Consider the following 12,359-nt stretch of genomic DNA (forward strand, 5'->3'; position numbering starts at 1 on the left):
AGCGGAGCATGGCGCAGTTTGGTAGCGCACCTGGTTTGGGACCAGGGGGTCGCAGGTTCAAATCCTGCTGCTCCGACCAATAAATCAGTTAACGGTTAACAGTTGACTGTTGACAGTTAAGATTAATTATTTTAAGTTCTTAAGGTTTTTTAACTGTAAACTGTACACTGTCAACTAATCTTATGCGGGAGTAGCTCAGTTGGCTAGAGCACCAGCCTTCCAAGCTGGGTGTCGCCAGTTCGAATCTGGTTTCCCGCTCCATTTTAAACCAGTTAACAGTTGACAATTGACAGTTAAGTTCAAAACCTTTAAGTTCTTAAAATCCTTTTCAACTGTAAACTGTACACCGTACACTGTCAACTATAAATCTGGACCTGTAGCTCAGTTGGTCAGAGCACTCGGCTCATAACCGATAGGTCGGAGGTTCAAATCCTCCCAGGTCCACCAAAAATAATAGGTATAAAAAAGACCTGGTAGATAACCAGGATTTTTTTGTGTCTATTATTAAATCAAATTAGTCTTCCAGATAAAATAAAGCAAAGAAACAATTATCATATTCCAAACACCATGGGCCAACATACAAGAATAAATGGACTTGGTCTTTTCATAGATATTGGCTAAAATTACCCCACCTAAAAAAGTGGGTAAAAAAAGCCAAATACTCCCATGTGCCAAAGCAAATAATGAAGCACTTAATAAAATCCCCTTCCACTTTCCCATTTTACTCTTGCAATAAGGATATATAAATCCTCTAAAAAAGATTTCTTCGGTAATAGGAGCTACTACTACAATTAGAACTCCATTTAAAAAAAATAATAAATTACTCTCTGATTCTAGCAAGTTTTGAATAACCTGCTGCTCAGGAGGTTCTATTCCCCAAAAGCTATCAATAATAAGATAAATAAAATTATTTAAGAGGGTTATTAATAAACAGATTAAGATTCCACCTATAATTCCATACCTAAGAATACTTCCTAAATTACTTAGATTAAATCCTACATCCTTTAAAGACAATCCATATTTTACCTTTAAAACTGACAGGGTCAACCCACCTAATAGTATAGCTTGAACAAAGTTCAAAATTAAGATTCTAATAGATAATATAAAATCATTAATAACTAAATAACCAATTACCGACTCTATAATTAGAAAGATTACAGATGTAAGTATAAAGGTCAAAATTAGTATCAAGATGATATCATATAAATTCCAAGCAGTACTCTCCCTATCTACCATAAAACAACCGCCCTTCCTATAATATAACAATAGGTACTTGATTAAAAGACCTTTATCATAATCAATTTAAAAAACTATAATTACTTAGAAGTAACTAACCCTTAATGAGATATTATTCTAAAAAATCACCTATTATTACTTAAAGAAATTTAATGGTCAAAGATACTACTAAAAATCAAATAATAATTATATTTCATCTTATACTAACATTAAGGTTAAAAAATTTTAACCACTTTAAGTCACTATTGTCAAAATACCTATTCATCAACAGAGAACTGCTTAACTATAACTTCACCTTTAAAACCAAAAGGACCCATAACCTTATTATCCTTAATTATCCTAACACCAGCCCCATTGCCAATCTTAACTTTGATTTTCCTGCCTGAAAATGTTTTCTTATTATTACTAGCAACAATCCCCTTAAAGATAACTTTACCATCTACTTCGACTGAATACCAACTTTTATCTACCGTTTCAACTTGAATAGTTATCTTATCGGCTATAGCTTGTTTATTATCTATTTTAGCATTATTTTTCTTATCAATCTCTTCTTGACTATCTTTCTGAATAGTATTCTCTTTAATCTCCATTGTAGCCTTTTCTTGATTTAGCTTAATTCTTTCATCCACTCTTATTTCTTGATTATCTACTGCCTTAACCTCTTCTTTTATCTGATTACTCTCAATAGAAGGAGAACTATTATCCACACTACTAGGCTCAAACAGATCATATAATTTAAACCCTCCAAAGATAAGCATACAAATAACCAATAAAACAATTCCACTTAAGCAACTAATCATTAAAATATTTTGGTGCTCATCAAAATATTTTAATAATTTCTCTTTAAAGGCCTCTTTTTTGATTATCTCTTCTTCATTTATCTCAGGCTCTTGTAACTTCTTATATGCTTCTAATACTTCTTTAGTATCTAAACCTAAATAACCTGAATAAACCTTCAAAAAACCTCTTACATAGACCTCTGCTTCAATATACTCAAAATCACCTTCCTCAATAGCTCTTAAATAATCTATTCTGATTCTAGTCTCTTCTTCAGCCTGCTTTAAACCAATACCTAACTCTTCTCTTCGTTCTTTAAGTTTTGTCAAAATTTCTATCATTATTAAAGTTCTCCCTCCTTTACAGTCATTTTAACAATTCGACATCCTAACCTTAAATCCCTTTAAATTAGTAAAATGATATATTAACTTTTAATAAAATTAATAATTAACTATCGTATTTTTATATTCTATATAAAAATTTAAAAACAAATTATAATTAATCTTGATATATAGAATATAAAGAATAATTTGAATTAATCTAGCAACCTTACGTAATATTTTAAGCTTTAAGAATTTGTTTAGGATACATTGTAAAAACTATTTTACTCTTTTATTATTGCTTGTAACTGTTAATATGAAGCCTTTATCAGTATATATCTAAGTAGAAAAAAGACTCCTAAAAAGGAGTCCTCAAATTCATCAAAAATAATAGCACTATATTTATCTTTTACCCTTTTCAAAAGGCTCTCCACTGGCAGCTGGAGGAGTAGCTCTACCAATAACTCCTGCCAATGCAATTATCGTTAAAATATAAGGAATAGTCTGTATAAATTCGGCAGGAATACCAATGGCCTCTATCCCCTGTAATCTAATCTCAATGGCCTGAAAGAAACCAAATAACAAACTAGCTCCCATAGCTCCAAAGGGATACCATTTACCAAAGATCAAGGCTGCTAAAGCAATAAAACCACGTCCAGCAGTCATTCCTTCTCTAAAGATACTTAATACTCCAATAGACAAATGAGCACCAGCAAAACCAGCTAACATACCACTTAAGATAACACAAACATATCTAATCTTCTCTACATCAATCCCCACAGAATCAGCAGCATGTGGATGCTCTCCTACGGCTCTTACTCGTAGACCAAAAGGTGTATAAAATAAGACATAATGAGAGATAAGCACTATCAATAGTCCTAGATAAACAGTAGGTTTAAAAGGTCCCCAATAAGGTAAAGCATTTACAGAAGGAGAGGTTCCTGACGTATTGAATAAAATATTTAATAAGAAGACTGTTCCACCAGCAGCCAATAAGTTCAAAGCTACCCCACTAACAACCTGATCAGCATGGTATCTAATACTGACTACAGCATGGATTAGAGCAAATAGACCACCAAAAATGACTGCTGCTAATAATCCTAACCAAGCACTTCCTGTAAAATAACTAGCCACCACCGCTACAAAAGCTCCAGCTAACATCATTCCTTCTAAGGCAATATTTACTACCCCAGACCTTTCAGAGAACATACCACCAATAGCAGCTACCATCAAAGGAATTGCCATTCTCAAAGTAGAACTGAAGGTCTCTAGATTAAAAATCTGTTGAAAGATTTCCATTATTCACCCTTCCTCCCTTCTGGTTTAAGTGCTAACACCCTTCTAAATAATAAATCGGCAGCTACAAACAAGATAATAACTGCTTGTAAAATAGTGACCAAATCAACAGGAACCCCTGCTAACATATTCATATAATCCTGACCATTAAATAATGCTCCAAATAATAAAGCTGCAAATAACACACCTAAAGGATGGTTGCGACCTAATAATGCTACAGCAATACCAGTGAACCCATATTCAGCAGAAAAACCATTCCGATAATTATGGAATAATCCCATGGCTCTCTCTGCCCCTCCTAATCCTGCTAAAGCACCACTAATTAACATCGCTAAAATTATATTTTTAGCAGCACTGATTCCTCCATATTCAGCAGCATCAGGGCTAATACCAACAGCTCTAATCTCATATCCAATAGTAGTCTTCCACAATAAATAGTAAATTACAAATAAAACAATTAATCCAATCAAAAATCCTATATTAAAGTAAGAATGTATATCCAAAACATTAGAAAGCCTCCACAAATAAGCACTAGGCTCTATGTCAGGAGTTTGAATACTCCCTGGGTTGGCTAATACCTTTAAACTAAAATATGCAACTAAACTATAAGAGATATAATTGAACATAATTGTAGTAATAACCTCATGTACACCTAACTTTGCCTTTAAAATAGCAGGAATAGCCACCCATAAAGCACCAGCTATCATAGCTGCTACTAAAGTCAAAGGGAGATGAATAATCATTGGAATCCCTTTAAAGGTACCTACCCAAGCTGCTGTTAAGCCTCCTACTAACAGCTGTCCTTCTCCACCGATATTAAAGAGCCCACATCTAAATGCAAAGGCTACAGCCAATCCTGTAAAGATTAAAGGGGTAGCTGCTAATAGTGTATCTGCTATACTATTTAAACCACCAAAAGCACCTTGCAGTAAAGCAGAATAGGTTGCTATTGGATCATATCCAGAAGCCATTACTATCAGTGCACCTATTATAAAAGATGATAAGATAGCTAATAATGGAATTGATATCTCTTTTAATAGATTTTTGAAGTTAATATCCTCTGCCATAAAAATCCCTCCTTCTAAGTTCAGTAATGAGTGACAGGTAACGAGTATGAGTAAAACAATAATCATTATCAAAATCTCTTCACTCTTCACTCTTCACTCTTCACTGTTGACCCTGCCATCAGAAGACCTAGTTTCTCCTCTGTAGCTTCACTAGCATCTAAAATATCTACAATTCTTCCCTCATACATCACAGCAATCCTATCACTTAGTGACATAATTTCAGATAATTCAGCTGATACCAATAGAACTGCTTTTCCTTGATCCCTCTGCTCTACTATCCTCTTATGGATAAACTCAATTGCTCCAATATCTACACCCCGAGTTGGTTGGGAAGCAATTAAGAACTCTGGACCCATATCAAACTCGCGAGCAATGATTATCTTCTGTTGATTCCCTCCAGATAAGGATCGGGCCAATATTTCCTTATTTCTAGGACGAATATCATAATCTGGAATCAACCTTTCAGCATGCTCTGCCATTGAATTAAAGTCTAAATTAATACCCTTAGCAAAGGGTTTTTTATAATGATAACCTAAGATTAAATTATCTTCGATTGAATAGTCTAATACCAGTCCATGCTTATGTCTATCCTCTGGAACATGGGCAACTTTAGCCTCTTTAATCTTCCGGGCTGATTGATTTAATAACTTCTGACCTTCTAACTTGAAAAGACCTGAATCTGCCTTTCTTAAGCCAGTCAATACCTCTACTAACTCAGTCTGCCCATTGCCTTCTACTCCAGCAACGCCTAAGATCTCACCTTCTCTAATATCAAAAGAGACATTATCTAAAGCAAGCATCCCTCTAGTATTACTTACCTTTAAATCTTTAACTTCTACCTTTATACTACCAAAGTTAGCTGGCTTCTTCTCTACCTTTAAAATAACCTTACGCCCAACCATCATCTCAGCCAATTGAGTTTCTGAAGTATCAGTAGTATTTACTGTCCCAATAGATTTTCCTTTTCTCAAAACAGTGATTCTATCAGATACTGTTAAGACCTCTTTTAGCTTATGGGTAATAAAGATGATAGATTTACCTTGTTCTGTTAAGGTATCCATTATCTTATATAAACCTTTTACCTCTTGAGGAGTCAAGACTGCTGTAGGCTCGTCCAAAATCAAGACCTCAGCATCTCGATATAATGCCTTTAAAATCTCAACTCTTTGTTGCATTCCTACTGGGATATCCTTAATCTTAGCATTAGGATTTACATTCAACCCATATTCATCTGATAAACTTTTAATCTTATCAATAGCATTAGATAACTTGAGCCTACCTTTATCACTGGGCTCAGAGCCTAGGATAATATTTTCAGCAACGGTCAAAGTATGAACCAGCATAAAGTGCTGATGCACCATACCAATTCCTAAATCAATTGCATCATTTGGACCATCAATCTTTAGCTCTTCTCCTTTATAGAATATCTTACCCTTAGTAGGTTGATAAATTCCAAATAAAACACTCATCAAAGTAGATTTACCTGCACCATTCTCTCCAACTAGAGCATGAACCTCTCCCTTTTTTAAATCTAAATTGACATTATCATTGGCTAAGACTCCAGGAAACTCTTTAGTAATGCTTTTCATCTCTAAGATTGCTTCCATAAAATCCCCCTCTCATAATTAGAAGAATTGCTAGGTGATTTCACCTAGCAATTACTTTATAACAAATTCTATTATTCTGCTTGATCATAATAGTTAGGCACATCAATCTCGCCAGCAATAATCTTCTCTTTAATATCTTCAATCTTCTCTTTAACATCAGCTGGAATCTTAGCTTTTAATTCTTCAATCTTTGCTACATCTTCAGCTGTAATATCTCCTGCTTTTTGAGCAGCTTTAACAGTAACTCCAGCTTCTGTTAGTGGAGTCAAAGCAACACCTTGTTCTTCTAAGCCATATTCTTTAAGCCCAGCTTCAAAGTTACCTTCTTTAATAGCTGTAACTGTTGCAAATACTGCATTATCTACTCTCTTTAAAACACTGGTCAAAATATAACCTGGTTGATTCCAATCTTGATCAGAGTCAACACCAATTGCATAATGTCCAGTTTGAGCAGCAGCTTCAAATAATCCTATACCTGTTCCCCCTGCAGCATGATAGATAATATCTGCCCCTGCATTATATTGAGCTAGTGAAATTTCTTTACCCTTGGCAGGATCATTAAAGGCTGAAGGATCACTACCAGTATAGTTAATCTTAACCTTAACATTAGTACCTTCAGTTTCATTAATATAATCTACTCCAGAAGTATAACCCAATTCAAATTTATGGATTAATGGTACATCCATTCCTCCTAAGAATCCAACAACTTCTTCACTATTAATCCCTTCAATCTCTTCATGAGTAGTCAACAAAGCAGCTAAAGCTCCTGCCAAAAATGAACCTTCATGCTCTTTAAATGTTAAAGAAGCTACATTAGGATTATCTACAACATCATCAATGATAGCAAATTTAGTATCAGCAAACTCCTTAGATACTTTATCTACCGCATCTTTTTGCATAAATCCTACACCAATAACCAAATCATAGTTCTGCTCTGCTAAGAATCTCAATCCCTTTTCAGCAGCAGCTACCTGCTTTGGCTCAATATACTTATACTCAGCAATTAGACCTTCCTCTTTAGCTCTATCTAGTCCACGTAAAGCTGAATCATTAAAAGATTTATCACCCTTACCACCACTTGACAGGACAATTCCAATCTTTAAATCACTTGCAGTTTTTTGACCATCTTCTTGTGAAGTATCTTGTGGGGGTTGTTCTCCACCACCAGCACACCCAACCAATAAAGTAAGTGCTAATATTAATGATAAGAATATTAAATTTCTCTTAGACATTAAATGTCCCTCCTCAAAATTTTAATTTATAGTTAAGTCTAAGTTGAAGCAAAATAAAATCTTATACTTTAACTTTAACTTAAACTCAGACTTAAGCTCATTAACCTCTATTTCTTAGAACATGGAATTCAAACTTATCACTTCTAAAATAGTTTTTGGAATATAGGACTGGATTATCCCTATCATCATAATGCATCTGTTTTAATAATAATACTGGATTTCCAATCTTTAAATTCAACCTGTTAGCCAGAAACTCATCAGTTATTACTGGGACAATATCTGCTACTGCATAACTAATATATATATTAGATTCTTCTTGTAAAAATTTAAGCAAAGATATATTGATATCACTTGCTTTGATATTATTAGGCAATAGCCTTTGGGGCAAATAATCTTCACAGTAGGCTACTGGCTCATTATCAGCCGTTCTAGTTCTATGTAAAATAACCATTTTACCATTTTTATTTAATTCAAATTCTTTATTCAAATCTTCAACTTGTTGATTCATCTTCAACTCTAAATCGATTGTTCCTGCTTTAAGCCCCATTGCTTCAATAGTTTGAGTAATACTATTAAGTTCTTCAATCCCACTTTTAAAAAGAGCCAATTTTTCAGTAATAAAGGTTCCTATCCCTTGTTGACGATTCACCTTGCCTTCTTTCTCCAAAACTCTCAAGGCCTCTCTTAAAGTGGCCCGACTAACCCCAAAACTCTCTGATAATTTTGCTTCTGAAGGTAAGCGATCTCCAGGTTTATACTCCCCATTTTCAATCTTTTCATCAATCTTCTCTTTAACTAACATATATAAAGGCCTAGAATCTTTCTTGATTAAGCTCATTTAATCAACTCCTTAAACTGGAATAATCTCAAAATTATTACTTACCAGAAGATGGATAGACGTCTAACAACTGCATTTATTCTAACATTATTTTTACATAGATTCAATTAAAACTTCTAATAAATAGTTAGGCTAATAGATCTATTAGCCTAACTATTTATATAATTTTACATCAACAGAAAAAAACCTTTTTCAGAATTGAAATTTATCACATTGACATAGCATCTTATCTGTTCAAATAAATTTACACATTTAAAATACTATTACTTAATATATATTATACCTGCTTGAAGTAAAATTATATTATTAGATTCAATAATTTAAGAATAATACAGTAGGGAGAAATTGCGACACTTTGTGTCGAGTGTGAGCTATGAGTGTGAGTGTGTGTAAAACTTCTTTTTATTGGGGTTTACTCAAACTCACACACACACTCACGCTAATTTTAAAAGTGTCGCTATATACCCATTAAATTTAACTCCAAACTTAGAACTTAATAAGAAATAAATTATAATTTACTTCTTATTAAGTATCTTCTTTAAATCTTCCTCTTCAACTAAGACCTCTCTGGCTTTACTCCCTTGATACTCTCCTACTATATTATCCTTTTCCATCCTATCAATCATTCTAGCTGCTCGATTATAACCAATTCTTAACTTTCTTTGTAGCATAGAGATAGAAGCCCGATGTTTCACTACTAACTCAACAGCTTTTTCATACAACTCATCTCTCTCATCATCAAGTTGAATCTCTACATTCTTCTCCTTAATCTTAGCTATCTTTTCAGCATACTCTGGTTTCTTTTGATCTCTCACAAAGTTAACAACCTGTTGTAGTTCTTTATCAGAGATAAAAGCACCTTGTAACCTTTTAGGTTGATTAGAGCCAACTGGAGAGAATAGCATATCACCTTTTCCTAGCAACTTCTCTGCTCCACCTGTATCTAAAATAGTTCTAGAATCTGCCTGTGATGATAAAGAGAAAGAGACCCTTGTTGGAATATTTGCTTTAATTAATCCAGTAATTACATCTACTGATGGTCTTTGAGTAGCAAGGATCAAATGAATTCCCGCAGCCCTAGCTTTTTGAGCAAGACGACAGATTGCTTCCTCTACTTCTTTAGCTGCAACCATCATTAAATCAGCTAACTCATCAATAATTACCACCACATAAGGTAAGGGATCGCTTCCTTCTGAGCTTATCTTTTTATTATAACTATCAAGACCTCTAGCTCCACTACCTGCAAATAGCTCATAACGATTCTCCATCTCCTGAACTACCCATCGTAGTGCTGTAGCAGCCTTCTTAGCATCATTGATTACTGGAGCTACTAAATGGGGTATCTGCTGATAAGCTGCAAATTCTACCATCTTAGGATCTATTAACATAAACTTAACCTCATCAGGAGTAGCCTTATAAAGGATACTATTAATAATACAGTTAACAAAGACACTCTTACCAGATCCTGTGGAACCAGCAACTAACATATGGGGCATATCCCCTAAATCTGCTACTAAGGTTCTCCCACTGATATCCTTACCTAAAGCCATAGTCAGCTTAGATTCTTCATTTTGAAATTCTTCAGACTCTAGCATCTCTCGAATAGATACCATCGCCTTGCTCTCATTAGGAATCTCAATTCCTATAGCAGCCTTACCTGGAATAGGAGCTTCTATTCTAACATCAGAAGCTGCTAGAGATAAAGCAATATCATCAGCCAAACCTAATATCTTGCTGACCTTTACTCCAGGAGCAGGCTGAAGCTCATAGCGAGTAATAGTTGGACCATAGCTAACATTCTTAATCTGGGCTCTAACACCAAAGCTATCTAATGTCTCTTGTAAAACATCAGCTTTATTAGTAAATTGAACTGAACTATTATCTACTTCATTTAATAAATCTAATGATGGTAGAGAATAGCAACCTGTAGCCAAGCTCTGTTCTGATTGTTGCTTAACTTCTAGCTTCTTATTAATTCGCTTACGTGGTTGATTCTTCTCATCTATAATAACCTTTTCTTCACTATTACTATCTTGTTTAGCATCAGTAGTAACTGCCACCTCTTTAGTAGCTGTCTTAAACTCTCTCTCTGCCCTATTTTCAGACCTTTCTTTAATCCCTTGTTTAACCTCTTCTTTAGCCTTACTTTTGAATAGTTCTTGTTTATCCATTACCTTAGCAGAAGTTTCTTGTTGCTGTATTAACTCTTTTGGAATCAATTCATCCTCAACTTGATTATCTTCTTCCTTGCTAACTTTTTTATTCTTTGTAAATTTCAAAAAGCTAAATAGACCTTTAAGAGAAGGTTTAGCTTTATTAGACTTGTCCTTATTTTTGGCTTTCTCTCTCTGCTTAGCTTTCTTTTGCTCTTTTGCCTTCTTTTTAGCTTTCCTTTGGGCTTTAGCCTTGGCCTTATCTTTCTTTTTAGCAAAGAAAGATATAAAACTCTTGTATAAACTCTTAATCTTAATCAGAATATTAACTAAAAATATATCACAAATCAACAATAACCCAATTAAGGTCAAAGCTGCTAAAATAACATATGTACCATATTCTGCAAAACACTTTCTAAATATATAGAGGATTACTCCACCTATTAACCCTCCACCTTTACCTTCTAAAGCTGCTTCAAACTCTAAAGGGTGTTCTACTTGTATATGAAGTAGAGTTTGAATAACTAGTAAGATGATTATAGTACCAATAGTCCTAGGAGTAAATTTAATCTTAGCCTTACTCCGATAAATCATAGTTATCCCTAAAATGATTAAAAGCAAAGGAAAACCATATATTCCCTTTCCAATAATATATCTCAATCCTTTATTGAATATATTACCAATTAATCCAGTATCCTTAGAAGAAAAACTAATCCAATTTAAAAAAGCCATTGCGATTAAAAATATCCCAATAAATTCATACTTCCTTTTAGCTAAAATCTCTTTTAAAGTATCCTTCATTAATCTTCACCTCTGCTAATTAATTCTCTCTACTTTACTAATCTCCTCCTTGATATTATTAGAATTGAGCAGATTTATTAAATTAAAAAACACATTTCAGTTTATCTTATTAGAAAAATAAGATTACACTTATACCTAAAACCCAACAATAATAAGCAAATATACTTAACTTCTCTTGATTAATCAGTTTTAATAATAATTTAATTGAAAAATATCCAGCTATAGCAGAAGCTAGAGTTCCTACAACCAATTCAATCACTGTAACATTAGCTAATCCTACAGTGGCTAAATCCTTTAGCTGTAGTAAAGTAGCTCCACCAATTACTGGTAATGATAATAAAAAAGAGTATTTAGCAGCTAACTTTCTATCTAGCCCTTTAAATAGCCCTGCAACTATAGTAGAGCCCGAACGGGAAACACCAGGAATAATCGCAAAGGCTTGAGCAAAGCCTACAATCCAAGCATCACTCATCTTTAAATCCTTTAAATACCTACTTTCTTTTCCAACTCTATCAGATAGCCATAACAATGTACCTGTTATCAGCAAAGCAAAACCGACCACCCTTAAAGTAGCAAATAACTGTTCAAAAATATCCTCAAATAAGATACCAATTACCCCAGCAGGGATTGAACCTAAAATGACATAAAGAGTTAACTTCCTATACTTAGGTTTTAAAGTAATCATTCCCACAATATCATCCCAATAAACCACTGTTACTGCTAATAAAGTACCAAAATGTAAGAAGACATCAAGGGTTAACCCCTCCTGGATATCTAAAAAATGTTGAAAGATGACTAGATGCCCTGAACTACTGATAGGCAAAAATTCTGTCACTCCTTGTACTATACCTAAAATAATAATTTTTAATAAATTCATTAACCTTCCTCCTTTAGTAAGTACAGTGACGGGTGACCAGTAACGAGTGACCAGTAAAACAATAATCATTATCAAAACCTCTTCACTCTTCACTCTTCACTCTTCACTCTTCACTCTTCACTCTTCACTCTTCACTCTTCACTCTTCACTCTTCA

9 protein-coding genes and 3 tRNA genes are annotated in these 12,359 nt (G+C 33.9%); 3 read left to right on the forward strand and 9 right to left on the reverse strand.

What is annotated here, in order from left to right:
• Positions 1 to 2: 2 nt before the first annotated feature.
• The 3 genes from ACTCDL_RS09695 (at position 3) to ACTCDL_RS09705 (ending at position 447) form a co-directional block, all read left to right on the forward strand.
• Positions 3 to 79 (forward strand) — tRNA-Pro (locus tag ACTCDL_RS09695).
• Positions 80 to 184: 105 nt separating this feature from the next.
• Positions 185 to 261, forward strand: a tRNA-Gly gene (locus tag ACTCDL_RS09700).
• Positions 262 to 370: 109 nt separating this feature from the next.
• Positions 371 to 447 (forward strand) — tRNA-Ile (locus tag ACTCDL_RS09705).
• A gap of 57 nt (positions 448 to 504) precedes the next feature.
• Here the strand turns inward: ACTCDL_RS09705 and ACTCDL_RS09710 are convergent.
• The 9 genes from ACTCDL_RS09710 to uppP form a co-directional block, all read right to left on the reverse strand.
• The gene (locus tag ACTCDL_RS09710; protein ID WP_463176130.1) at positions 505 to 1,236 is read right to left on the reverse strand and encodes a lysostaphin resistance A-like protein; all 732 of its coding nucleotides are present in this window, start codon (positions 1,234 to 1,236) and stop codon (positions 505 to 507) included.
• 257 nt (positions 1,237 to 1,493) lie between these two features.
• Positions 1,494 to 2,354: a helix-turn-helix domain-containing protein gene (locus ACTCDL_RS09715; protein WP_463176133.1), complete on the reverse strand. Its 861-nt coding sequence runs from the start codon at positions 2,352 to 2,354 to the stop codon at positions 1,494 to 1,496.
• A gap of 381 nt (positions 2,355 to 2,735) precedes the next feature.
• A complete protein-coding gene (locus tag ACTCDL_RS09720) occupies positions 2,736 to 3,632 on the reverse strand; it encodes an ABC transporter permease (protein ID WP_463176135.1) in 897 nt (298 codons plus the stop codon).
• Complete coding sequence (locus ACTCDL_RS09725) at positions 3,632 to 4,696, reverse strand: ABC transporter permease (protein ID WP_463176138.1); 1,065 nt, start codon at positions 4,694 to 4,696, stop codon at positions 3,632 to 3,634. Before ACTCDL_RS09725 ends, ACTCDL_RS09720 begins: the two co-directional genes overlap by 1 nt.
• Positions 4,697 to 4,782: 86 nt before the next feature.
• A complete protein-coding gene (locus ACTCDL_RS09730; RefSeq protein WP_463176141.1) occupies positions 4,783 to 6,303 on the reverse strand; it encodes an ABC transporter ATP-binding protein in 1,521 nt (506 codons plus the stop codon).
• Positions 6,304 to 6,374: 71 nt separating this feature from the next.
• Positions 6,375 to 7,535 (reverse strand): BMP family lipoprotein, encoded by a 1,161-nt coding sequence (locus ACTCDL_RS09735; protein WP_463176143.1) that lies wholly within the window; start codon positions 7,533 to 7,535, stop codon positions 6,375 to 6,377.
• Positions 7,536 to 7,635: 100 nt separating this feature from the next.
• Positions 7,636 to 8,373, reverse strand: coding sequence for a GntR family transcriptional regulator (locus ACTCDL_RS09740; RefSeq protein WP_463176145.1), 738 nt, complete (start codon positions 8,371 to 8,373; stop codon positions 7,636 to 7,638).
• Positions 8,374 to 8,888: 515 nt separating this feature from the next.
• Entirely contained in the window at positions 8,889 to 11,327 is a 2,439-nt protein-coding gene (locus ACTCDL_RS09745) for an FtsK/SpoIIIE family DNA translocase (protein WP_463176146.1), read from the reverse strand.
• A 109-nt stretch (positions 11,328 to 11,436) separates the two neighbouring features.
• The gene (gene uppP, locus ACTCDL_RS09750) at positions 11,437 to 12,204 is read right to left on the reverse strand and encodes an undecaprenyl-diphosphatase UppP (protein ID WP_463176148.1); all 768 of its coding nucleotides are present in this window, start codon (positions 12,202 to 12,204) and stop codon (positions 11,437 to 11,439) included.
• Between the last annotated feature and the right edge of the window lie 155 nt (positions 12,205 to 12,359).

The organism is Orenia sp. (assembly GCF_055140805.1).